This window comes from Pseudomonas sp. GW821-FHT07B01 (assembly GCF_059419065.1).
Map to the genome: position 1 here is coordinate 48,352 of NZ_JBWKRA010000021.1, position 21,542 is coordinate 69,893.

Annotated in this window: 27 protein-coding genes, 1 tRNA gene and 1 pseudogene; 20 read left to right on the forward strand and 9 right to left on the reverse strand. The window is 57.8% G+C overall.

Features of this window, described 5'->3' with window-relative positions:
* Nucleotides 1–44 precede the first annotated feature (44 nt).
* The 20 genes and pseudogenes from AC07S6_RS20975 to AC07S6_RS21070 all read left to right on the forward strand — a co-directional run.
* Nucleotides 45–131: pseudogene (locus AC07S6_RS20975) on the forward strand (outer membrane lipoprotein carrier protein LolA); the annotation flags it as partial.
* Nucleotides 132–239: 108 nt separating this feature from the next.
* Entirely contained in the window at nt 240–1,964 is a 1,725-nt protein-coding gene (locus tag AC07S6_RS20980; protein ID WP_003188355.1) for a tetratricopeptide repeat protein, read from the forward strand.
* Between the two features lie 4 nt (nt 1,965–1,968).
* Nucleotides 1,969–2,586: a lipoprotein insertase outer membrane protein LolB gene (lolB, locus tag AC07S6_RS20985; protein WP_032893661.1), complete on the forward strand. Its 618-nt coding sequence runs from the start codon at nt 1,969–1,971 to the stop codon at nt 2,584–2,586.
* A gap of 49 nt (nt 2,587–2,635) precedes the next feature.
* Nucleotides 2,636–3,439, forward strand: a complete 804-nt coding sequence (gene ispE, locus AC07S6_RS20990; protein WP_232103882.1) for a 4-(cytidine 5'-diphospho)-2-C-methyl-D-erythritol kinase — start codon at nt 2,636–2,638, stop codon at nt 3,437–3,439.
* Nucleotides 3,440–3,476: 37 nt separating this feature from the next.
* A tRNA-Gln gene (locus tag AC07S6_RS20995) sits at nt 3,477–3,551 on the forward strand.
* Between the two features lie 46 nt (nt 3,552–3,597).
* Entirely contained in the window at nt 3,598–4,539 is a 942-nt protein-coding gene (locus tag AC07S6_RS21000) for a ribose-phosphate pyrophosphokinase (protein ID WP_003171603.1), read from the forward strand.
* A gap of 137 nt (nt 4,540–4,676) precedes the next feature.
* The gene (locus tag AC07S6_RS21005) at nt 4,677–5,276 is read left to right on the forward strand and encodes a 50S ribosomal protein L25/general stress protein Ctc (protein ID WP_003188351.1); all 600 of its coding nucleotides are present in this window, start codon (nt 4,677–4,679) and stop codon (nt 5,274–5,276) included.
* 167 nt (nt 5,277–5,443) lie between these two features.
* Nucleotides 5,444–6,028 (forward strand): aminoacyl-tRNA hydrolase, encoded by a 585-nt coding sequence (gene pth / locus AC07S6_RS21010; RefSeq protein ID WP_010213318.1) that lies wholly within the window; start codon nt 5,444–5,446, stop codon nt 6,026–6,028.
* A gap of 22 nt (nt 6,029–6,050) precedes the next feature.
* Nucleotides 6,051–7,151 carry a redox-regulated ATPase YchF gene (gene ychF / locus AC07S6_RS21015; protein ID WP_014716830.1) on the forward strand — a complete coding sequence of 367 codons (1,101 nt, stop codon included), beginning with the start codon at nt 6,051–6,053 and terminating at the stop codon, nt 7,149–7,151.
* Between the two features lie 370 nt (nt 7,152–7,521).
* Nucleotides 7,522–8,439 (forward strand): sigma 54-interacting transcriptional regulator, encoded by a 918-nt coding sequence (locus tag AC07S6_RS21020; protein ID WP_197880079.1) that lies wholly within the window; start codon nt 7,522–7,524, stop codon nt 8,437–8,439.
* Nucleotides 8,440–8,620: 181 nt separating this feature from the next.
* Entirely contained in the window at nt 8,621–8,788 is a 168-nt protein-coding gene (locus AC07S6_RS21025) for a type III secretion effector protein (protein ID WP_197880078.1), read from the forward strand.
* Between the two features lie 53 nt (nt 8,789–8,841).
* Nucleotides 8,842–9,204 carry a hypothetical protein gene (locus AC07S6_RS21030; protein ID WP_490614775.1) on the forward strand — a complete coding sequence of 121 codons (363 nt, stop codon included), beginning with the start codon at nt 8,842–8,844 and terminating at the stop codon, nt 9,202–9,204.
* A 6-nt stretch (nt 9,205–9,210) separates the two neighbouring features.
* The gene (gene sctJ / locus AC07S6_RS21035; protein WP_490614774.1) at nt 9,211–9,999 is read left to right on the forward strand and encodes a type III secretion system inner membrane ring lipoprotein SctJ; all 789 of its coding nucleotides are present in this window, start codon (nt 9,211–9,213) and stop codon (nt 9,997–9,999) included.
* Complete coding sequence (locus AC07S6_RS21040; RefSeq protein WP_197880075.1) at nt 9,992–10,534, forward strand: type III secretion protein; 543 nt, start codon at nt 9,992–9,994, stop codon at nt 10,532–10,534. The genes sctJ and AC07S6_RS21040 overlap by 8 nt, the downstream gene beginning before the upstream one ends.
* Before the next feature lie 24 nt (nt 10,535–10,558).
* Nucleotides 10,559–11,131 carry a type III secretion system stator protein SctL gene (sctL, locus tag AC07S6_RS21045; protein ID WP_490614773.1) on the forward strand — a complete coding sequence of 191 codons (573 nt, stop codon included), beginning with the start codon at nt 10,559–10,561 and terminating at the stop codon, nt 11,129–11,131.
* Nucleotides 11,132–11,178: 47 nt separating this feature from the next.
* Nucleotides 11,179–11,454 carry a hypothetical protein gene (locus AC07S6_RS21050; protein ID WP_490614772.1) on the forward strand — a complete coding sequence of 92 codons (276 nt, stop codon included), beginning with the start codon at nt 11,179–11,181 and terminating at the stop codon, nt 11,452–11,454.
* A gap of 1 nt (nt 11,455) precedes the next feature.
* On the forward strand, nt 11,456–11,845 hold the full coding sequence (locus AC07S6_RS21055) for a type III secretion system chaperone (protein ID WP_034128091.1): 390 nt from the start codon (nt 11,456–11,458) through the stop codon (nt 11,843–11,845).
* A 14-nt stretch (nt 11,846–11,859) separates the two neighbouring features.
* Nucleotides 11,860–13,998: a type III secretion system outer membrane ring subunit SctC gene (sctC, locus tag AC07S6_RS21060; protein ID WP_490614770.1), complete on the forward strand. Its 2,139-nt coding sequence runs from the start codon at nt 11,860–11,862 to the stop codon at nt 13,996–13,998.
* Nucleotides 13,995–14,198 (forward strand): HrpT family type III secretion system protein, encoded by a 204-nt coding sequence (gene hrpT / locus AC07S6_RS21065; RefSeq protein WP_197880071.1) that lies wholly within the window; start codon nt 13,995–13,997, stop codon nt 14,196–14,198. The genes sctC and hrpT overlap by 4 nt, the downstream gene beginning before the upstream one ends.
* Nucleotides 14,195–14,560: a transcriptional regulator gene (locus tag AC07S6_RS21070; protein ID WP_495112954.1), complete on the forward strand. Its 366-nt coding sequence runs from the start codon at nt 14,195–14,197 to the stop codon at nt 14,558–14,560. Before hrpT ends, AC07S6_RS21070 begins: the two co-directional genes overlap by 4 nt.
* Here AC07S6_RS21070 and sctU read toward each other — a convergent pair whose 3' ends face one another.
* The 9 genes from sctU to AC07S6_RS21115 are packed head-to-tail and all read right to left on the reverse strand — an operon-like array spanning nt 14,561 to nt 21,520.
* The gene (gene sctU, locus AC07S6_RS21075) at nt 14,561–15,658 is read right to left on the reverse strand and encodes a type III secretion system export apparatus subunit SctU (RefSeq protein ID WP_197882779.1); all 1,098 of its coding nucleotides are present in this window, start codon (nt 15,656–15,658) and stop codon (nt 14,561–14,563) included.
* Nucleotides 15,655–16,443 (reverse strand): type III secretion system export apparatus subunit SctT, encoded by a 789-nt coding sequence (gene sctT, locus AC07S6_RS21080; RefSeq protein ID WP_197882777.1) that lies wholly within the window; start codon nt 16,441–16,443, stop codon nt 15,655–15,657. The genes sctU and sctT overlap by 4 nt, the downstream gene beginning before the upstream one ends.
* Nucleotides 16,444–16,452: 9 nt before the next feature.
* Nucleotides 16,453–16,716: a type III secretion system export apparatus subunit SctS gene (gene sctS / locus AC07S6_RS21085; RefSeq protein WP_034128097.1), complete on the reverse strand. Its 264-nt coding sequence runs from the start codon at nt 16,714–16,716 to the stop codon at nt 16,453–16,455.
* A gap of 7 nt (nt 16,717–16,723) precedes the next feature.
* Nucleotides 16,724–17,380 (reverse strand): type III secretion system export apparatus subunit SctR, encoded by a 657-nt coding sequence (gene sctR / locus AC07S6_RS21090; protein ID WP_495112955.1) that lies wholly within the window; start codon nt 17,378–17,380, stop codon nt 16,724–16,726.
* Nucleotides 17,377–18,390 carry a FliM/FliN family flagellar motor switch protein gene (locus AC07S6_RS21095; protein WP_490614767.1) on the reverse strand — a complete coding sequence of 338 codons (1,014 nt, stop codon included), beginning with the start codon at nt 18,388–18,390 and terminating at the stop codon, nt 17,377–17,379. Before AC07S6_RS21095 ends, sctR begins: the two co-directional genes overlap by 4 nt.
* A gap of 2 nt (nt 18,391–18,392) precedes the next feature.
* Complete coding sequence (locus AC07S6_RS21100) at nt 18,393–18,848, reverse strand: type III secretion system HrpP C-terminal domain-containing protein (RefSeq protein WP_197882774.1); 456 nt, start codon at nt 18,846–18,848, stop codon at nt 18,393–18,395.
* Complete coding sequence (gene sctO / locus AC07S6_RS21105) at nt 18,845–19,273, reverse strand: type III secretion system stalk subunit SctO (protein WP_495112956.1); 429 nt, start codon at nt 19,271–19,273, stop codon at nt 18,845–18,847. The genes AC07S6_RS21100 and sctO overlap by 4 nt, the downstream gene beginning before the upstream one ends.
* Nucleotides 19,260–20,618: a FliI/YscN family ATPase gene (locus AC07S6_RS21110; RefSeq protein WP_495112957.1), complete on the reverse strand. Its 1,359-nt coding sequence runs from the start codon at nt 20,616–20,618 to the stop codon at nt 19,260–19,262. The genes sctO and AC07S6_RS21110 overlap by 14 nt, the downstream gene beginning before the upstream one ends.
* A complete protein-coding gene (locus AC07S6_RS21115; RefSeq protein WP_495112958.1) occupies nt 20,615–21,520 on the reverse strand; it encodes an FHA domain-containing protein in 906 nt (301 codons plus the stop codon). The genes AC07S6_RS21110 and AC07S6_RS21115 overlap by 4 nt, the downstream gene beginning before the upstream one ends.
* Nucleotides 21,521–21,542 lie beyond the last annotated feature (22 nt).

The following is a 21,542-nucleotide window of genomic DNA, read 5'->3' on the forward strand; positions in this document are numbered from 1 at the left end:
TCCCTATACCTTATGCCTATCAATGCACTTTTGCAGGAGCGAGCTTGCTCGCGAAAATCGTCAACGATAACGCGGCAAGCCGGGCGCCCAGCGGCGCTCTCAGGTTTTTCGCCAGCAAGCTCGCTCCTACAAAGGAAAGGCAAAAGGCAGCAATAGTCGTATTCCGAGTGCCCCGGTTATGTTTGGCCGAAGGCTTGTGTCATGATGATCCGACCGCAGGTTAGTCGTCCTCTTCCTATATGAATAGATCTTCCGCGTTGCTCCTCGCTTTTGTCTTCCTCAGCGGCTGCCAGGCCATGGCACCCGTGTCGCCGGACGCTACGTCGCCGGTAGAAGACAGCACTCCCGCCCCTGAAAAACCCAAGGTTTATTCCTCGTTCAGTGAAGAAACGATCTACAGCCTGCTGACCGCTGAACTGGCCGGCCAGCGCAATCGCTTTGATATTGCGTTGGATAATTACGTGACCCAGGCCATCAACACCCAGGACCCGGGGATTTCAGAGCGAGCGTTTCGTATCGCCGAATACCTGGGCGCCGACCAGGCAGCACTGGATACCTCGCTGATCTGGGCCAAAAATGCCCCGGATGATCTGGAAGCCCAGCGCGCCGCAGCCGTGCAACTGGCGCGTGCCGGGCGCTATGACGACTCCATGGTTTATATGGAGAAGGTCCTGCAGGGCAAAGGCGACACACATTTTGACTTTCTTGCGCTGTCGGCCGCCGACACCGACCAGGACACGCGCAACGGCCTGATGAAGAGTTTCGATCGCCTGCTGCAAAAGCACCCGAAGAACAGCCAGTTGATTTTCGGCAAGGCCCTGCTGCTGCAACAGGACGATGAAGCCGACGCCGCGCTAAAACTCTTGGAACAGAACCCTCCGGAAGAAGGTGAAATCGCCCCGATCCTGTTGCGTGCACGCCTGCTGCAAAGCCTTAACCGCGGCAAGGAAGCGATTCCGCTGCTGGAAAAAAGCATCAAGAAATACCCCGGCGACAAGCGCCTGCTCCTGACCTATGCACGCATGCTGGTTGAGCAGGACCGGATGGAAGACGCCAAAGTGCAGTTCGCCAACCTGGTCCAGCAATACCCGGACGACGACGAACTGCGTTATTCCCTGGCATTGGTGTGCCTGGAAGCCAAGGCATGGGACGAGGCCAAGGGCTACCTGCAAGAGCTGATCGAACGTGACAGCCATGTGGACTCGGCGCACCTGAACCTGGGCCGCATCGCTGAAGAGCGCAACGACCCTCAAGCGGCCCTGCTTGAATACGCCCAGGTCGGCCCCGGCAATGATTATCTGCCAGCGCAGTTGCGCCAGGCCGATATCCTGATGAGCAACGGCCGCACCGACGAAGCGGAAAAACGCCTGGCCGCGGCCCGCGATGCCGAACCGGACTATGCCATCCAGCTGTACCTGATCCAGGCCGAGACCTTATCGGCCAACAAACAGGGCGAACGCGCCTGGAAACTATTGCAACAAGCGTTGCTGCAATACCCCGACGACTTGAACCTGCTGTATACCCGCGCCATGCAGGCGGAAAAACGCAATGACCTGGCACAGCTGGAAAAAGACCTGCGCCTGATCATCAAGCGTGACCCGGACAACGCCATGGCCCTTAACGCCCTGGGCTACACCTTGTCCGACCGCACCACGCGCTACGCCGAAGCCAAGGTGCTGATCGAACAGGCTCATGCGCTCAACCCGGAAGACCCGGCCGTACTCGACAGCCTGGGCTGGGTGAATTACCGCCTGGGCAACCTCGACGAGGCCGAACGCTTGCTGCGCCAGGCACTGGAGCGTTTTCCGGACCAGGAAGTTGCCGCACACTTGGGCGAAGTGCTCTGGGCCAATGGCAAGCAGCGCGAAGCCCGACAAATCTGGGAAAAATTCCTCAAGGAACAACCCGACAGCCCTATCCTGCGCAGCACCATCAAGCGCCTGACCGGATCCGAGACCCTTTAAATTTATGTTCTTGCGCCACGTTATCGTTTTCAGCTTCATCGCCCTGCTCGCCGGTTGCGCGGGCATCGGCAGCCGTGAATCCGTTGAAGGCCAGGGCAACCCGGCCCAATGGAAACAACACAAGGATCAGCTCAGCAGCATCGATGGCTGGCAGATCGAGGGCAAGGTCGGAGTACGTGCGCCGAAAGACTCTGGCAGCGGCACGCTGTTCTGGCTGCAGCGCCAGGACTATTACGACATTCGCCTCTCGGGCCCCCTGGGCCGTGGCGCGGCCCGCCTGACTGGCCGGCCAGGGCAAGTGAGCCTGGAAGTGGCCAACCAGGGCCGCTACGAGGCAACCTCCCCGGAAGAATTGCTGGAGCAGCAAATTGGCTGGAAGTTGCCCGTCTCGCATCTGGTCTGGTGGGTGCGCGGTCTGCCGGCGCCGGACAGCAAGAGCCGTCTGAGCCTCAATGGCGACAGCCGCCTCGCCACCCTGGAGCAGGATGGCTGGCAGGTCGAATATTTGAGCTACGTGGAGCAAAGCGGTTATTGGCTTCCCGAACGTATCAAGCTGCATGGCACCGACCTTGATGTCACGCTGGTGATCAAGGACTGGCAACCGCGCAAACTGGGGCAATAACGTGTCCGCACAAAAATTGACCCTGCCCTCCCCGGCCAAGCTCAACCTGATGCTGCACATCCTCGGTCGCCGTGAAGATGGCTACCACGAGCTGCAGACGCTGTTTCAGTTTCTCGACTACGGTGATGAACTCACCTTTGCCGTGCGCGACGATGGCGTGGTCCAGTTGCACACCGAATTCGACGGCGTGCCCCACGACAGCAATCTGATTGTGCGGGCGGCAAAAAAACTTCAGGAACAATCTGGCTGCAGACTCGGCATCGATATCTGGATCGACAAAATTCTGCCCATGGGCGGAGGTATCGGTGGCGGCAGCTCCAATGCCGCGACCACTTTGTTGGGCCTCAATCATTTATGGCAGCTGGGCTGGAACCACGACCGCCTTGCTGCGCTGGGCCTCACGCTGGGCGCCGACGTCCCGGTTTTCGTGCGGGGGCACGCCGCATTTGCTGAAGGCGTCGGGGAAAAACTCACCCCTGTAGAGCCCGAAGAACCTTGGTATGTCGTGCTGGTGCCGCAAGTATCTGTAAGTACAGCAGAAATTTTTTCAGATCCGTTGTTGACACGTAACTCTTCTCCCATTAAAGTGCGCCCCGTTCCCAAGGGAAACAGTCGAAATGACTGCTTACCGGTTGTAGCAAGGCGTTATCCAGAGGTACGTAACGCTTTGAATTTGTTAGGTAAATTTACCGAAGCAAAATTAACCGGCACTGGAAGTTGTGTGTTTGGGGGCTTCCCAAGCAAAGCTGAAGCTGATAAAGTCTCGGCCCTTCTTACAGAGACCCTTACAGGGTTTGTAGCAAAAGGAAGCAACGTTTCGATGTTGCATCGCAAGCTGCAAAGTCTGCTCTAAAAGGAACCGAGTGTTAGGCACTCGTTGCAACAGATACAGGGGCGTCGCCAAGCGGTAAGGCAGCAGGTTTTGATCCTGCCATGCGTTGGTTCGAATCCAGCCGCCCCTGCCATTTTCTAATACTCATCCAGGTTACCCTCAGCCTCTAGGTACTGCGCGTGTCCAAGATGATGGTCTTTACGGGGAATGCCAACCCCGATCTGGCTCGACGTGTCGTACGTCAGCTGCATATCCCTCTCGGTGACATCTCTGTCGGTAAATTCTCCGACGGCGAAATTACAGCCGAGATCAATGAAAATGTCCGCGGTAAAGACGTCTTCATTATTCAGCCGACCTGCGCTCCGACCAACGATAACCTGATGGAACTCGTCGTGATGGCTGATGCCTTCCGCCGCTCCTCAGCGACTCGAATCACAGCTGTAATCCCTTACTTTGGTTATGCCCGTCAGGATCGCCGTCCGCGCTCCGCACGTGTAGCTATCAGCGCGAAAGTCGTTGCTGACATGCTGACCGTGGTAGGTATCGACCGTGTGCTCACGGTTGACCTGCACGCTGACCAAATCCAGGGGTTCTTCGATATTCCGGTAGATAACATCTACGGCTCCCCCGTCCTGGTGGATGACATCGAAGACCAGCGCTTTGAAAACCTGATGATCGTGTCCCCGGACATTGGTGGCGTCGTGCGTGCACGGGCTGTTGCCAAATCCCTGGGCGTGGACCTCGGGATCATCGACAAACGCCGTGAGAAAGCCAATCACTCTGAAGTGATGCATATCATCGGTGATGTCGAAGGGCGCACCTGTATTCTGGTTGATGACATGGTCGACACCGCCGGCACCCTGTGCCACGCGGCGAAAGCCTTGAAAGAGCACGGTGCAGCAAAAGTCTTCGCCTACTGCACACACCCTGTGCTGTCGGGCCGAGCGATCGAAAACATCGAGAACTCCGTGTTGGACGAACTGGTGGTGACTAACACCATCCCGTTGTCCGCCGCAGCTCAAGCCTGTGCACGTATCCGCCAACTGGATATTGCACCGGTCGTTGCCGAAGCGGTTCGCCGCATCAGCAATGAAGAATCGATCAGCGCGATGTTCCGTTAAGGGTCAAACCAACGGATCACCTCACTGACGAAAAGCGCCCCGCCCCAGCATTCCGCTGGGGCGGGGCTTTTTTGCCCATATCGAGTTCGGCGCTGGTCGCAAACGCCCCTCGACGATGGCTATTTTGGAGATACAACATGAACGAATTTACTCTGAACGCCCAAGCGCGTACTGACCTGGGGAAAGGTGCGAGCCGCCGCCTGCGTCACGCCGCCAACATCCCAGCCGTTGTCTACGGTGGTAACAAGCCTGCTGAATCCGTGACCATCCTGGCCAAGGAAATCGCCAAACTGTTTGAAAACGAAGCTGCCTACAGCCACGTTATCGAGCTGAACGTCGACGGCGCCAAGCAGAACGTCATCGTTAAAGCGATGCAGCGTCACCCTTCCAAGCAGTTCATCATGCACGCTGACTTCGTTCGCGTTGTAGCTGGCCAGAAACTGACCGCCATCGTGCCTGTGCACTTTGTGGGTGAAGAAGCTCCGGTCAAGAAAGGCGGCGAGATCTCTCACGTCCTGAACGAAATCGAAGTGACCTGCCTGCCGAAAGACCTGCCTGAGTTCATCGAAGTCGACCTGTCGGCTCTGGAAATCGGCGCCATCGTTCACCTGTCCGACCTCAAGGCCCCTAAAGGCGTTGAGTTTGTCGCACTGGCTCACGGTGATGACAAAGCTGTTGCCAACGTTCACGCTCCACGCGTTGCTCCAGAAGAAGCTGAAGAAGGCGCTGCAGAGTAATTCACTCTGTATTGCCGGAGCTTGAGGAAACATCGCGGACCGAAACGTAGCGAGAAAGCGGGCGATAACGCGGCGTTTACTCTTGAGTAAATGATGTAGTGTCGTCCACTTTCGCCGCACCTGGGTACGGCGATGTTATCCACAACTCCAAAGGAAGGGCTCCTGTCGTGACTGCCATTAAACTGATCGTTGGCCTGGGAAATCCAGGCGCCGAATACGAACAGACCCGGCATAACGCGGGGGCCCTTTTTGTTGAGCGCATCGCCCACGCCCAAGGCGTCAACCTGGTGGCCGATCGCAAATATTTTGGCCTGACCGGGCGCTTCTCGCACCAGGGTCAGGATGTTCGTCTACTGATTCCCACCACCTATATGAACCGCAGCGGCCAGGCTGTCGCGGCGCTTGCGGGCTTCTTCCGGATCAAACCCGAAGAAATCCTGGTGGCCCATGACGAACTGGACTTGCCGCCCGGCGTAGCCAAGCTCAAGCTCGGCGGCGGGCATGGTGGGCACAATGGCCTGCGTGACATCATCGCGCAGTTGGGCAATCAGAATAATTTTTACCGTCTGCGGCTCGGCATTGGCCACCCAGGCGTTGCCAGTATGGTTTCAAATTTCGTCCTGGGTCGTGCGCCACGCGCCGAACAGGAAAAACTCGATGCCAGCATCGATTTTGCCCTCGGCGTGCTGCCGGATATCTTCGCCGGTGAATGGAACCGTGCGATGAAAAACCTGCACAGCCAGAAGGCTTGACTCTTATCCGAGGGGAAACACCATGGGATTCAATTGCGGCATCGTCGGCCTGCCCAACGTCGGCAAGTCCACCCTGTTCAACGCCCTGACCAAGTCCGGTATTGCGGCGGAGAACTTCCCCTTCTGCACCATCGAACCCAACAGCGGCATCGTGCCGATGCCGGACCCGCGTCTTGACGCACTGGCGGCCATCGTCAATCCCAAGCGCATCCTGCCGACCACCATGGAGTTCGTCGACATCGCGGGCCTCGTCGCCGGCGCCTCGAAAGGTGAAGGCCTGGGCAACAAGTTCCTGGCCAACATCCGCGAAACCGATGCTATCGCCCACGTGGTCCGCTGCTTTGAAGACGAGAACGTGATTCACGTCTCCAACAGCGTAGACCCCAAGCGCGACATCGAGATCATCGACCTGGAACTGATCTTCGCCGACCTCGACAGCTGCGAAAAGCAACTGCAGAAAGTCGCGCGTAACGCCAAGGGCGGCGACAAGGATGCGGTGGTCCAGAAGGGCCTGCTGGAGCAGTTGATCGCGCACTTCACCGAAGGCAAGCCGGCGCGCAGCCTGATGAAGAACATGGGTGCCGATGAGAAGGCCGTGATCAAGGGCTTCCACCTGCTGACCACCAAGCCTGTTATGTACATTGCCAACGTTGCCGAAGACGGCTTCGAGAACAACCCACTGCTCGACGTGGTCAAGGCTATTGCCGACGAAGAAGGCGCCATCGTTGTTCCGGTGTGCAACAAGATCGAAGCGGAAATCGCCGAGCTCGATGACGGCGAAGAAAAGGACATGTTCCTCGAGGCCCTGGGCCTGGAAGAGCCTGGCCTGAACCGCGTGATCCGCGCCGGCTACGAAATGCTTAACCTGCAGACCTACTTCACCGCCGGTGTCGAAGAAGTCCGCGCCTGGACTGTCAAGGTCGGTGCTACCGCGCCGCAGGCTGCTGGCGTGATCCACACCGACTTTGAGAAAGGCTTTATCCGCGCTGAGGTGATCGCTTACAACGACTTCATCCAGTTCAAGGGTGAAGCCGGTGCCAAGGAAGCCGGTAAGTGGCGCCTGGAAGGTAAGGATTACATTGTCAAAGATGGCGATGTCATGCACTTCCGTTTCAACGTGTAAGCGTTAGCTGAACCTCTGCCCGATACAAAAAAACCGACGCATTGCGTCGGTTTTTTATTGCCTCCTGTTTCTACCTGCCACCCAACTAAAAGCCCCAGCCATAGAAAACTTAATCATTCATAACCCAGGATCGGTTTAAACGATGAATCCTTCAAGCCTTAAGTCTTCTCCTACACTAAACATTCACCAACCAACAAGAATGCACTTGAATAATATAGCGCCCTGACATAGTTAATATTTGACACTCTCTCGCGCAGTATTTTCATACTAACAGGCACGATGACATTTTTGATTATTTGCGTTCTACTGGCCGCACGCCAACAGCGTTCTATCAACAGTGAAGTGATAGCGATAGTGGAGCACCCTGACTATGTCAGCCTCTTACAAGACAACAAATGAGACATACTTCCCTTCTGTTGAAACCTTGGATATCGAGCATACGCTCAAGAGTACTGCAGCGCTCGATATCGATATTTTGTTATTGGGGGAGACGGGTACTGGCAAGGATACCCTGGCCCAACGGATCCATCGTTTGTCGGGGCGACGAGGTCATTTTGTCGCAGTGAACTGCGCCGCCATCCCGGAAAGCCTCGCAGAGAGCCAACTGTTCGGCGTCAACAGCGGCGCCTATACAGGAGCAGTGCAATCACGTGCGGGTTTTATCGAAACCGCACACCTGGGCACCTTGTATCTGGATGAAATCGACAGCATGCCGCTTTCCATGCAGGCCAAACTGCTGCGTGTGCTTGAGTCACGCGGCGTCGAACGCCTGGGCTCAACCCGGTTTATCCCGGTGGACATGCGAGTCATCGCCTCTGCGCAACAGTCCCTGCATGAGATGGTCGAGCAGGGAAAGTTCAGGCGCGACCTGTATTTCCGCTTGAACGTCGTAAATATCAATCTGCCTGCGCTGCGCAATCGCCGTGACCGAATCGTCCCTTTGTTCCTGAATATGATTCAAGAGGAAGCCGAGCACTATAAGCGTCTCGCCCCAAGCCCTTGCAGCGAGCTCGTCCAACAGTTGCTGTGCCATCCATGGCTGGGCAATGTGCGTGAACTGCGCTCGACTGCCAAACGTTTCGTGCTGGGTCTGGCGCCATTATCAAGCTCGCCCTCGAACGCTACAAACCTACCAACTAACCTGAAAGAACGCCTGCAACAAATCGAGAAAGCGCTGATTGAAGAGTCCCTGCGGCGTCATACCTACTGTGTGGACGAGGTGGCTGTAGAGTTGGGCATGGCAAAGAGAACGCTTTACTACCGAATGAAACAACTAGATATACAGTAGCCCGCTGCTCAGCCGACACCGAAGACATCTTCAGACACACCCTTTAAGTAAAAGCGGGAACCATATTCGAGCCTGAACCACACAAGGATGAGCCTGATATATTTAGTGCCTATCGGCAGCAACACTGTTGCAACTACGAATCACGGCTCAAACGTCATTTCTTAGATAGCGGAGCATTACTATGAGTATTTCTGGCATCAACTCGCAAAGCTACCACCCCCCGGTCACCGGTGGCGAAAACGCAGACCTTAAGGCAGAAAGGAAGCAGCTTCTTCGCGAATCCATGAAAGAAAGCAATGAGGCGTTCAGGATCAGTGAGCAGAAAAAGAACAACGACGCGCTGCGTTAAATAGCTTCACCGCCCTTGGTCATCAAAGGGCGGGTTTCCCCCTAGAGGTCCATATGCAAATAGAAGAAGTCGACGTATTACGCGAATATCAAAACGGCCTCACAGCCCACAGGTCCCCTACCCAACCTACGCACCACAGCGAAGATGCGAGCTTTTTCAGCGCGTTATTGGCCCCCTCGATGCAACGGGTTACCGCTACGCCATCCTCGAACGCACTGACCGACGCTTTGCAGTATTTGGACAAGGCTAAAAGTGGTATGAGTCGAGGCCTCAAGGACTTCAACAATGAGTTCAAAGAAAAAAATCGGCTCAACTACACCCCCAATCTTTCAGACTCCATTCTACTGACCCAAACCCTGGTGAAGTGCGTCGGCAAGGGCGCGCAATGTCTAGAAAAAGTCAGCAACCTGCAGTAGGAAAAAATGACTCGTTTTCTATCCGTCGGATTAGTTTTCTCGCTGGCGCTGATGCTGGGCGGCTGCGGCGAAAGTGTCGAACTGCATCGCCAACTCTCCGAGCAGGATGCCAATGAGGTCATCGCGGAACTGGCTGACAAACACATACGCGCACAAAAAGTGCCTGCCAAGGACGGCGTCGTGGTGCGCGTCAATGCAGCCGATATCAGCCGTGCCGTTCGCACACTGGAAGCGGTCGGATTGCCCAAGGTCGCCCGTGCCACGATGGGGGACACCTTCCGCAAGGAGGGCGTCATCTCTACGCCACTGGAAGAGCGTGCCCGGTATATCTATGCCCTGTCCCAGGAGTTGGAGGCGACCCTGTCAAACATCGATGGGGTCATCGTCGCTCGTGTGCACGTGGTGCTGCCCGAACGCGTGGCTCCCGGTGAGCCCGTCCAACCCGCCTCCGCCTCCGTGTTCATCAAACATGACCCACGACTGGAGCCCGACAGCATCCGCGCGCGCGTACGCAGGATGGTATCCAGTAGTATTCCCGGCATGACCACTGCACTGGATAACGCGCAGAAGCTCACAGTGGTTTTTGTACCGGCAACGGCTTACCAAGAACAACAACGCCTGAGCTACTTCGGTCCGTTCCTGATCCCCGAGGAAGACATCGGTTTTTGGCGTACCGCTATGAGCTCTCTGGTTATCGGCGCGATACTGACACTCGTCTTAGCCCTGTTCTGGCGCATACGAAGCCAACGATCAAGGCAGGAACCTGTCGCCCCAGCGCCTCTACCGAATGAGTGATCATCTGGCCTGGGCCCAATGGTGGGCCAGTCCGTGGCAGTTTTCGCACCCGGACGCGATCAGCGCTCACGCCTATCACGCATTACCCGCCTTGTGCCGCAGCCAACCCGCGCTGGCGTGTGCAGCGTTGGGCATCGAGCCATGCCTGCCTCCCCCTCCCTGTGCAACGGTGCTTGGTTTGGCCCTGGCTTCACGCGAGCAGTTCGATCTAGCGATAGCACTGCTGGAGCTTACGTGCCATCCCAACCTCGACAGCCCCTTGTGCGATGAACACCGCAAGTGGTGTGAGCGCCTTGCCAAGGCGCTGCACCCTGACGCCCTGTTGCAGCCGGAGGATGATCCAATCCAATTGCTGAGGGCCTGGGTCGAGCCTGCTGTCTGGCTACGCCTTCGTCTGCGCTTGCCCCCTGACCGGGTGCAGGCGCTTGAAACTACACACCTGCCACTTGACGATGCGCATGGCCGGCTCAATACGCTGTGGCAGGCGATTGTCTGGCGTATCGACGCAACGGGCAGTGAAACAACTCGTCGTTAACGGCAACACGCCAGAGCATTGTCTATGTTGACCCAACGCAAAATCGAATTGCACGACGGCGCTTCCGGGCAGCCAAAAGTACTGATTACCCGGGAGATGCTCGCCGATTGCTTTCAGTCCGCGCAGTTGCTAGATAACGCACGGGCACAAGCTGAAGAGCTGCTGCGCCAGGCGGTTGAGCATCGTGAAGATATGCTTGAGCAGGCCCGCCTCGACTTCTGGTCACGCGCCCACGCGCAACTCAGTGCGTGGGAGCGCCAACGCAAGGCGATGTGTGACAACCTCGAACACTACGCAACATCCATCGCCAACCGAGCCTTCCACTGCCTGTTGGAGGAAGTGCCTCCCCCAAAGCGCCTTTCGGCATTGGTCAAACAGTTGGTAACGACGCAAATTCCACCTATGAAGGCCACCCTGGTTTGCAACCCGCTCGAGCATGAGCAGATAGCCCAAGCCTTGGTCCAGCTGGGCTCTACACCTTGGAAGCTTCGCCCCGATGACCAAGTCAAACCTCAATCGCTGCTACTGGAAACAGATGAAGGCGATTTTCGAATCGACTGGGCCTCAATGCGAGAAATATTGCTTACAAACGTGTAGGGACATAGCGGTAGAGGCAGGCGATATCTTTAAAAAAGTCTCTTCCGATGGAACTGGTGGCAAACAACCCGCCACACAGTTCAGACACATCTGGAGTAAAAATCATGGACTTTCATGGAAACCTGAAAAATCATCTATTGAGGCAAGTTCAGGCTGATATCAAGCGGGTGAATACGGCCTATAAAGATCCGGAAGCGCTCGATGCAGATATCGATTACTTCAGCAACCTCATGAAACAACAGAAGCTCTCTGTCATCGCGTTCAACGAACACACGCGCTCCAGACATACACTGCTCAAAACAGCGCTGGATGGCGTGCAATAAGTTGCAAGCACTCCTTGCCGGTTGGCTGAATGGCCACGAAGAGCAGCTCACCTTGTTTGAGAGCGACGACGAAATCATCTTTCAACGCGTTTCGAACAGACTGCTGGTAAAGGTCCAGTTGACCCAGGCGGGCGACCACAAAGCCCAGTTGCGCACTTGGATGCGCCTGGGAGGCCCTAGCCTGAGCTATTTTCACGGTGCAGTTGCATTGGCGCCGACCACCGGTGCGCTTTGGCTTATTCAATGCGTGGAGAGGGGGCACGGCGAAGCGCTGGCGAAGTGTCTCGAGTCCCTCCTCAACCAACGCGACACCTGGCGCGCCGTCGTCGCGCGCCAGGCGCGGCCTGTACGCACATTCATATCCACGTCGCTGCGCTCGACACCGTATTAACCAGAGACTTTCCCATGCCTGATAAAAACGACAAGCACAAACGCTTGCGCCCTCACGTACCTGCTTTTACTCCCCGCGCCGCCTGGTGTTGGCTCATTATGCTGCCTGGGTGGCTGCTACCACTGGATAGCGCGCTGGCCGCTATACCTCCTGAGTGGAAGAACACGGCCTACGCATATGAAGCCCAGCACAAGCCAGTGCGCGAAGTGCTGGAGGATTTTGCCCAGACATTTGGTACTCAGCTCCAGGTCGAGGGCCTGCTCGAAGGTAACGTCAACGGCAAGATACGCGCAAATACGCCGCAATCATTGCTCGACCGGTTGGGGGTCGAACACCGTTTCCAATGGTATATGTATAACAACACCCTCTATATCAGCACCCTGGACCAGCAAGAATCCGCGCGCCTGGAAGTCTCCTCCGAGACCATCGCGGACCTCAAACAAGCGCTGACCGATATAGGCTTGCTCGACAGTCGTTTCGGCTGGGGCGAGTTGCCGGAAGACGGTGTTGTGCTGGTCTCCGGCCCGAAGGTTTATATCGAACAGATCAAGCGCTTCAGCAGCCAGCGCCGTTCTACGGATGAAAAACAGAGCGTGTTGAGCTATCCACTGAAATTCGCCAGCGCGGCGGATCGCCAAATGGAATATCGCAACGAAAAAATCATCATCCCCGGTGTAGCCACCATGCTAAGAGGGCTCCTGGAACCGCGCTCACCCTCATCGTCTTCGGCGCAGTCTCAACGCTCCATCACCCAGCCCCCGTTCATCACTCCGGTGGTGCCACGCTTGAGCAACCCGTTGCTGGGGCAAATGCTCGGCTCCACGCCGACAACCGGATTGAACGACTCGACCGATACGGGCATGTCAATCACCCGGAGGGCCCCCCTCAGCCCTGCCCGTATCCGCGTCGAAGCTGACTTGCGCAATAACGCCATTCTGATTTATGACGTGCCGGAACGGCAGGCAATGTATCGCGAACTGATCACCCAGCTCGACGTGGCACGCAAACTGGTGGAAATCGATGCCATCATCCTCGACATCGAGCGCACGCAACTGCGCGAATTCGGGGTGAGATGGGGCTTTCAGAACAGTCGCTTCAGTGGCGCAGCCAACATGATTTCCGGCAACGCTCAACTGACAATTGAAAACCGCGGTCGTTTCGACGCGGAGATACGCGCGCTGGAAGCCAAGGGCCTGGCAACCATGGTGTCCAATCCGTCAGTCCTGACACTGGAAAACCAGCCAGCGGTAATTGATTTCAACCGGACCCAATACCTGACTCGCGGTCGGCAGAACGCTACGATTTTACCGATCACCGTGGGTACCAGCTTCCAGGTCGTGCCCCGCGTCATCACGAGCCGTGGTGGCCATCAGATTCAGCTGTTGGTAGATATCGAGGACGGTAACTTCGAAGAGGCCAACCCTACTCCCGGTAGCTTCGATGTACGCCGAGGCAAAGTCAGCACCCAAGCCATCATGGCCGAAAAACGCTCGCTAGTGGTCGGTGGTTTCCACGTCACCGAAAGCACCGACAAGCACAGCAAGGTACCCCTGCTGGGGGATATTCCGCTGTTGGGCAAGGCGTTGTTTTCCTCGACTGAACGACAGAACAATCGGCGCGAACGTCTATTCATCCTCACGCCACGCGTTATCGGCGACCAGACCGACCCGTCACGCTACCTGCCCCAGGCAGACCAGGTCGAATTGCAAGCCGCTCTCACCCCCCTGGCCAGGCGCTACGACCCTCACCAGCCAGTGATCAAGCGCAGCGACATTATCAGTACCCTGGCGCACCTGGTCACCGGGCAAGTGCCCAAAGCCTTCAAGGTAGCGCCGATGCCCCTGGGGCTGAACACCTTGTGCAGTACCCGCAACTTGCTGGCGCTGAACACCGAGCGCAGCCAGTGGTACGCCGGTCCGCAGTACAACGTAGCCGTGGTGGTGCTGCGCAACCAGTTCAATCGCAATGTGCGCATCGACGAAAAGGAATGCAGTACTTCGCAAACCCTGGCCGTGAGCGTCTGGCCCCGCGCCTGGCTCAAGCCGGGCGAGGAAGCAGAAGTGTTTATCGCCATGCGCCCGGTGGTCAAGGATGAACACATCAGCGTGCCCCGTCCCTCCCTGATCACTCCAACTCAAAAGGCCAAGCCATGAAACATCGCTCGCTGTACGTCACCCTGATCGGCGCGGCGCTGCTCGTCGCCGGTTGTATGCCCACCTGCAAGGGCGACTCCTGCTCACGTCCGCAATCTTCCAAGGACAAGCTGGTGATTTGGTGGCCACCACAAACGCGCGTAGAACCTGGCCCAGCCGGAGAACGTCCGGACTATCAGACGGTGTCGCTGGAACGATGAGCGCCCAGGGAACCCCGGCCGATGAACGCCAGGTCTTCCTCGACAGCCTGGTGGGCGGCTCTGCCGCCCACCTGACGCTTGGCCCGGGGGTAACAGCCAGCAACATGCAAGCCGGAACCCGTCAGGGTCTGGCCCTGCACGTGGCTCGCGAGGCGCTGCAAGCCTCACAATTGCAGAACGCGCTGGAGCGGCGTTTCGAGCAGGCCGTGGCATTCGATGGCTGCTTTATCTACCTTGACGCACAGGACGCGCTGGTGATCTGGCATGCACTGCCCCCACAGCCCAACCTGCTCGACAGGCTCCTCAGCCGAATGTTGTCGTTGGCCAACCTTGAAACCCTGGATGCGCGTACCCGGCGCTGATCAACGCAGATCAAGCTCCGGCAATTCCAGGGTTTCACGCTTGGCCTCATCATCAAGCTCGCGCAGGGTGCGGTAGATCAATGCCACGGCCTGCAGGGTTTCACGAGGAATTGTCGCCCCCAGCTTGTTCGTATACAGCGTACGGGCCAGCCACACGCACTGGATCACCGGTACATCAGCCGCTTTGGCGCGAGCGATCAACGCACGGGCGTCATCATCAGTCCCTTTGCTCACCAGCAGGGGCAGCGGCGTTTTACCGGGGCGGTAATACAAGGCCACGGCAAAGTGCGTCGGGTTGACCACCAGCATATCGGACTCCTCCAGCTTGGGCAGCTTGACCTTCGGCTCCTCTTGGGCCAATTGCTGCGCCAGGGCGCGGCGCTGCCCCTTTACGTGGGGATCGCCCTCCATGTCCTTGTACTCTTTCACGACCTCGACCTGGGTCATGCGCATGCGCTTGGCAAAGAAGTATTTCTGCATCGCCAGGTCGATAAGCGCCAGCACCAGCAATAACCCAAGACAGGCATGCAGCAGATAGCGGAACAGGGCGATCAATCCCAGGAGGTAGCTTTGCAGGTCGCTGGTGGCCATATTGATCAACGCCCCCAGGGAAGGCCAGATCACCACGTACAGGATCAGGCCCAGCAGTGTTGCCTTGACGATGCTCATCAACAGGTTCATTACCGACTGGGCAGAAAACATTTGCTTGAGTTGGCTGAGCGGGTTGAGACGATTGAAGTCGAGCTTCAAGGCGTCCGGCGCGAACAGAATCCCGAACTGCATCCAACTGCTGACCAGCTTCGTGATAATCGCCACCGCGGCCATCAACAGGGCGAAGGAGAAAAACAACATCAAACCTTCGACCATCACTTCTTCCAGCGCCTGCGGGAAAGGCAAGGACAGACGCGTGATCGGCAGCAGCATCAACTGCTGGAAACGTTGCAGGCTGCTCTCGGCGGTGAACAAGGCGATTTCGCTGATGGCTGTCAGCACCAGTAGCTTACCCACATCCTGGCTTTGGGCGACTTGGCCTTTCTTACGCTGATCACGCAGCTTCTTGGCTGATGCGGGGTGCTTCTTTTCCCCCGAATCACTCATGACAGCGAGACCTTGAAAAACACGCCCAGGGAGTGTTTGAGGTCTTTAAGCAAACCCATGCGCCCGACGATCAGATCCTGCAGCAACGCAAAATACAACAACAGCACACCGATACCCGCCAGGCTCTTGAGGGGCGGCGCCAGCGTACTCACTTGCAATTGCTGACTGTAAACCCCCAGCAGCGCGATGCCGAACTCCAGCAACAGCAGCACTGCAATAAAGGGGGCAGCGTAGAGCATCATGTGCATGAAGGTATCGCCAAGCAGGCCGACAAATAGATCGAACCCATCGGCAGCGGGCAGTGGAAACCACACCGTCGGTGGCCAGAGCAGATAGCTGTCCCAGATCACTTGCGTCAACGCCCCGAGCCCCATACTGGCCATCAGCAAAAAAATCGCCAATTGCTTGAACAGATGCCCGGCCGGCGTAGCGTCTGGCCCAAGCGAGGGGTTGAGCTGACCACCGGCCAAAGCGCCCCGCTGGTTATCCAGCAACGCCCCGACCGACTCGAACAGCCAGAACGGCATCGACAGCAACACGCCCAGCAATAACCCCAGGGCCAACTCTTTGAGGACCAGCCCTCCGAGCATCAGCGCCGAGTGTTCCTGGCCCTCCAGCATGACATGAATGGCAGGTGCAGGCAGCAGTGCCATGACCGCCACAATGGTGTGCCGCAGCATGCCGCGTATATGTTGAAAACAGAATGCCGCCACGAGAAAAGCGCAGGGGTAGATACGCGCCATGGCGACCAGCAGGGTGGGCAAATACTCAAGATATAACAGCACAGGCAGACCTCAGTGCAGGGCCGATCGACCGATCATGTCAAAGGTCAAGTTCATCAACTGGATCAACTCCACACCGATCCAGCGACCGGTCATGATCAGTGTGATCCCCACTGCCACCAGCTTGATACCGAAGGGCAACGTCTGGTCCTGTACCTGCATCAGCGCCTGCACCAGGGAGGTCATGACCCCCACCACCACCGCCACGATCAGCGGCGGCGCCGTCAGCATGACTACCAGCAACATGCCCTGCTTGAACAGTACGATGGGTTCCATAGGTCACTCAGAGATAGGAAAAGAACAGGCTGTCGAGCAACCGCGACCACCCGGAGACCATCACGAACAAGAGCAATTTGAGCGGCAGGGAAATGGTCATGGGCGAGACCATTTGCATACCCAAAGCCAAGAGGAGATTGGAAACAATCAAGTCAATCACGATGAAAGGGATATAGATCAGGAAGCCGATTTCGAACCCCGCCTGCAACTGTGACAGCACAAAGGCCGGCGCCAGCAGGATCAGGTCCTCACGTTGGACCTCCTGCGCCATCTGCGCCGGCCACATGCGCATGGCATTTTCCAACAGGTGGGTAAGAATATCCGGGTCACTGTTGCGCAACATGAAGGTGCGCAATGGTTTGATCGCCTCCATTCCCGTCTGTTGGAGTGCGCTTACGCTGGTCAGGTCCAAGGGCGACACCTTGACGATCTCGGCCATCTCATAGCCTACAGGCGCCATGATGAACAGGGTTGCCGCCAGGGCAATACCATTGATGGCCATGCCCGGAGGCACCTGCTGCACACCGATGGCATTGCGGGTGATCATCAGCACAATCACGATCTTCAGGAACGCCGTGCAGACGACCAACAGCATGGGCATCAACGACAGCGCCCCAAGAAATATTGCCAGGACGACCGGATCTATTCCCTGGAAACTATTCATCGAGAAAAGATCACGCGAGACATCTGCAGCCCCAGCCGCCCGTCCACTTCAACCAACTGGCCCAGGCCGAGGGGGCGGTCGCCGTAGTAGAGACCGGCAGTGCCGGGGGCATAACCGGCAACCCCCAACACCGCGCCGGGCGCAAGGTTGCGTAATTCGCCGACGGTCAGGTTCAGCGTACCGCACCGTACATTGAGCGCCATGCTCAGCTCGTCGAATGGTTCATGCCCGAACACATCCATCACCGCTGTTTCATCCTCATGCTCTGAGTAGGGCTGTGTTGCAAAATCCTCATCCACAAACATATCCTCGATAGAAGTAAGGGTCAGGCGCATCGGCCCGGATTCAGCGTCGATCCAGCCCACCAGGCGCTGTTTGCCAACCTGCACGTGGCCGGCTCCCGACGCACTGAAAAAGGCACGCTCAAGCACCAGCACGTCACCAGCCCGCAAGCCGCGCAGCTGGTGCATGGACAACCGCAGGTGCCCAAGCGTTACGTCAACCGCCAGCCGAAACTGCGCCGGCATCGGCTCGGCCCTGGATCGCCACGGCCCCGCCTTGCATAGCGCCAGAAAGCTCTCGACAGACAGCCACAGATAACCCGCCACGCGAGAGGCCCCAAGCGTCACGCAGAGTCGACAACCAAAGTTCATGGGGCGAGCGCCTGGCAGCAAACGCAGGTACCCAAACAACGCCTGCACCTGAGGGCTCAGATGATGCTGGAACAACTCCCAGAACCAGGCGTCCGGATCATTCCCGGCCTGCTCGAGCGTCACCGGGCATTCACCCATCAAGCTGAACTGTGGTCCTGGCTCACTGAAGGCCAAGACTCCACAGGCGGTTTCGAAGCAGAGCGGCTGGATGCCCACAGGAGCAGTACCAGGCTCCATTCTCAACTCGCCACTCGACCCAGCGACCTCGAACGGCATACACAACCCTTGCCCCAAGCGCTGCCGGGCAACCGCAATATCGGTTTTGAATCTGGGAAGTATCAAAGGTGGCAGCATCATGCCTACGTCGATTTTGCCAGATACAAACTGACAGGCTGGCGCAGGCTCTGCGCCAACCGTTGCTCACATTGTTGGCGTACACCACTGAGCCAGTGCACCGTATTGTCTTGCTCTGCGTGCAGGTCGACATTCCAGCCCCCCTGCTCCCGGCGGATACTGGCGCTGATCCGCCCCAGGCGGCCCAGGTGAAAAACAGCCACCAACGGCCATTGCGAGCCAACGAGCATTCGCGGCGCCAACTGCTCGGTCAGTGCCCCGATCATGGCGACATCGCCCGAGGCTTTGATTCCGTTCAGAGACGCTCCATATCCCCCGCTGTCCTGGCCCCCATCGTCAAACAACCGGGCGAACAATCGCCCTTGCTCCCAAGGCACCAGGGTACCGAATTCAGGTGCACGATCATCGCGAGACTCGCGCGGACGCTGACGTTCAGGCGGACTAACTGAAACCTGTTTCATATCGGCTCCTGCATCAGTAACTCAGATAACTCTTGTATTTTTTCTACCTGGCGCAAGCACAAGGTGACGTGTTTCTGCGCCTGGCCGACCCGTGCAGCCCGCTCTTGCTGCTGCTCTTGGAGTTGCAACAATTGGCCTTCTTCACGCCGGGTACCCGCCGATAATTGCCGCTCCTTGGCACTCCAGTTTTTCAGCGCCTTGAATGTCACCACCTGCCCCTGGTGCTGACTCAACAGCTGCGCGCATTGCCGGGCCTCTTCCAGGCGGGTTTGATCGAGGATTTCCTGAGCCTCCCGAATATGCGCGACCAGCGCTTGCTGCGCCCTTTTTGCCTCACGCAGCGCACGCTCGGCGCGGTCTGCACGGTGTCGGCGCAAACGTCGCAGGGTATCGATTTCAGCCGGTAACACTTCAGAATGGGACATGGGCAGTCAGCTCAGCCAATTGATCCATGGTGGCGGCGAGCGGCGAAGGTTCTCGCAAGTCCTGGCGCAGAAAGCCATCTACCGCCTGCCGACTGTCAACGGCCAGGTCGGTGAGTGCATCGTTGCCGGGCTGATATTCCCCCAACTTGAGCATCAGCTCGATCTGCTGGTAAGCCGACAGCAAGCGTCGTAGCGCCGTGCCGGCACGGATATGCACGGGCTCGGCAACATTGTTTAGAATCCGCGAAAGGCTGGCCAGGACATCGACCGCAGGGTAATGGCCGCGCTCGGCCAGTTTGCGCGACAGGACGATATGACCGTCGAGCAGAGAGCGCACCTCATCCGCTACCGGATCGTTCATGGAGTCCTGTTCGATCAACACTGTATAAATGGCCGTGATCACGCCTTCACGGGTCAAGCCGGCACGCTCCACCAGACGTGGCAGCAAACTGTAGACCGACGGCGGCAGGCCACCGCGCCCCAAGGGTTCACCGGCAGCCAGGCCGATTTCACGTTGGGCCCTGGCAAAACGGGTCAGAGAGTCGATCAGCAACAGCACCCGCTGGCCCTTACGCCGGAAACCTTCGGCCAGCGCAGTTGCCGTGAACGCGGCACGCGCGCGCTCCATGCTTGAGCGGTCGGAGGTTGCACACACCAACACGGCCTTGGCACGCAACTGCTCATCCAGTTCATGATCGAGAAACTCGCGCAGTTCCCGGCCCCGCTCCCCGATGAGACCGAATACGATCACATCGCACTCTACGTTACGGGCGACTTCGGCCAACAAGGTGGTCTTGCCACAACCGACTCCGGCAAACAGCCCGACACGCTGGCCTTCCCCAAGGGTCATCAGGCCATCAATCGAGCGCACCCCCGTAGCCAGTGCGCGGTTGATTCGCGGCCGTTCGGTAGGAAGAGGCGCCTCGCATAACACTGTGGTCGCCCCAGGGGTGTCCGCTTCCACGAACGCGCTCACACCATCGCCCGCAATCGGGCGGCCAAAACCATCCAGCACCTGCCCCAACAACTCATCACCGACCCGAACCTGATGCGGAACCCCCAACCGCTCGACGCTGGCGCCTACACGTACGCCTTCAAGATTGCCCAGGGCACTGAGCACCGCATCGCGCTGATCGAACCCGATGATCTCGGCGAGCATGTAGTCGCCCGGCCCTTTTTCGACTTTGCATAGGTCACCAATACGGGCCTGCGGCAATCGGCATTGCAGCAGCATGCCGTTCACGCGCTGAATACGACCGAGCATTGTCACCGGTGCGAAACTGCTCAAGGCCTGTGACTGGTTCAGTTGCCAGGCCTCCAGACGCTCCTGCAGCGACCCCTTCACCAGCCCACCTCATAGCGTTGCTCGCCGTCAAAAACCACTTTGCTGTTATCGATCAAAACCAGGCGCAGGCCATCCACTTCATCACCCACGAATAAGCGGCTTCCTTCCTCCAGCACCACGTGGCCATTCGGGCCACCCACTATCTGCGAGATCTTGAACGGTAACTTGCCTTCGCGTACCCGTACGCGACTGAGCACCGGCACCACAGTGTCGAATTGCTCGGCAAAACGGTCGAGCATGCGCGCAATCAGTTCCACTTCATCCTGGGAAACAACACCATTGAGGGCAATCTGACCATTGACGATCTGCAAGCTGACGCGCTGGAGCAATTCACGCTCGTTGAGCATCTTCATGAGTTGCTGACGCACCTCAGCGGGTGAGTCCAACCCGGGTTTCTGAATGACCGCCGGCATCAGCGATGCCTGGGCCTCACGCTCACCGCTGAAGATAATGCCGACCGCAGCGATGATCACGGCGCATAACAGAACCAGGCTGACCAAGCGTTTTTGCTGCAACAAGGGAATGGAAGACAGCGTCAGCGGCAATGACGCCTGGGGCAAGGGCTCCGTTGCCGGCCGGGGCGGCTTGGGCACCGATGCCTGCCGCCAAGGATGATCGGCAGGACAGACACACAAGCTGACGGAGCCAATCATAAACGGCGTGTTGAGTGCCAGATCGCCGATCTGCGCCAACATTTGCCCGTCGCTGTTTTTCAGCAGCCCCGCTTCAGCCTGCACCGACCAGCGCCCTTCCAGCAATAGAAGGCGCGCGTGGTGCTCGGCGATACCTGGATCATCCAGCAAGAGATCAGCGTCCGCGTTGGCGCCAAGGCTCCACTGCTCACCAAACAGAGGCAGCGCGGCCCCTTGATGCAAACCATCCAACACTCGGAGTTCGAACATCAGTACGTTCCCCCGTACTCTG

Coding starts and splice junctions, on each gene's coding strand:
- AC07S6_RS21115 (WP_495112958.1), bottom strand. CDS start 21,520: ATGTTCGAACTCCGAGTGTTGGATGGTTTGCATCAAGGGGCCGCGCTG.
- ychF (WP_014716830.1), top strand. CDS start 6,051: ATGGGATTCAATTGCGGCATCGTCGGCCTGCCCAACGTCGGCAAGTCC.
- AC07S6_RS21050 (WP_490614772.1), top strand. CDS start 11,179: ATGGAACTGGTGGCAAACAACCCGCCACACAGTTCAGACACATCTGGA.
- lolB (WP_032893661.1), top strand. CDS start 1,969: ATGTTCTTGCGCCACGTTATCGTTTTCAGCTTCATCGCCCTGCTCGCC.
- sctR (WP_495112955.1), bottom strand. CDS start 17,380: ATGAATAGTTTCCAGGGAATAGATCCGGTCGTCCTGGCAATATTTCTT.
- sctL (WP_490614773.1), top strand. CDS start 10,559: ATGTTGACCCAACGCAAAATCGAATTGCACGACGGCGCTTCCGGGCAG.
- AC07S6_RS21020 (WP_197880079.1), top strand. CDS start 7,522: ATGTCAGCCTCTTACAAGACAACAAATGAGACATACTTCCCTTCTGTT.
- sctJ (WP_490614774.1), top strand. CDS start 9,211: ATGACTCGTTTTCTATCCGTCGGATTAGTTTTCTCGCTGGCGCTGATG.
- AC07S6_RS21070 (WP_495112954.1), top strand. CDS start 14,195: ATGAGCGCCCAGGGAACCCCGGCCGATGAACGCCAGGTCTTCCTCGAC.
- hrpT (WP_197880071.1), top strand. CDS start 13,995: ATGAAACATCGCTCGCTGTACGTCACCCTGATCGGCGCGGCGCTGCTC.
- sctC (WP_490614770.1), top strand. CDS start 11,860: ATGCCTGATAAAAACGACAAGCACAAACGCTTGCGCCCTCACGTACCT.
- sctS (WP_034128097.1), bottom strand. CDS start 16,716: ATGGAACCCATCGTACTGTTCAAGCAGGGCATGTTGCTGGTAGTCATG.
- ispE (WP_232103882.1), top strand. CDS start 2,636: ATGCTGCACATCCTCGGTCGCCGTGAAGATGGCTACCACGAGCTGCAG.
- AC07S6_RS21005 (WP_003188351.1), top strand. CDS start 4,677: ATGAACGAATTTACTCTGAACGCCCAAGCGCGTACTGACCTGGGGAAA.
- AC07S6_RS21100 (WP_197882774.1), bottom strand. CDS start 18,848: ATGAAACAGGTTTCAGTTAGTCCGCCTGAACGTCAGCGTCCGCGCGAG.
- AC07S6_RS21095 (WP_490614767.1), bottom strand. CDS start 18,390: ATGATGCTGCCACCTTTGATACTTCCCAGATTCAAAACCGATATTGCG.
- AC07S6_RS21040 (WP_197880075.1), top strand. CDS start 9,992: ATGAGTGATCATCTGGCCTGGGCCCAATGGTGGGCCAGTCCGTGGCAG.
- AC07S6_RS20980 (WP_003188355.1), top strand. CDS start 240: ATGAATAGATCTTCCGCGTTGCTCCTCGCTTTTGTCTTCCTCAGCGGC.
- sctU (WP_197882779.1), bottom strand. CDS start 15,658: ATGAGTGATTCGGGGGAAAAGAAGCACCCCGCATCAGCCAAGAAGCTG.
- sctO (WP_495112956.1), bottom strand. CDS start 19,273: ATGTCCCATTCTGAAGTGTTACCGGCTGAAATCGATACCCTGCGACGT.
- AC07S6_RS21025 (WP_197880078.1), top strand. CDS start 8,621: ATGAGTATTTCTGGCATCAACTCGCAAAGCTACCACCCCCCGGTCACC.
- AC07S6_RS21030 (WP_490614775.1), top strand. CDS start 8,842: ATGCAAATAGAAGAAGTCGACGTATTACGCGAATATCAAAACGGCCTC.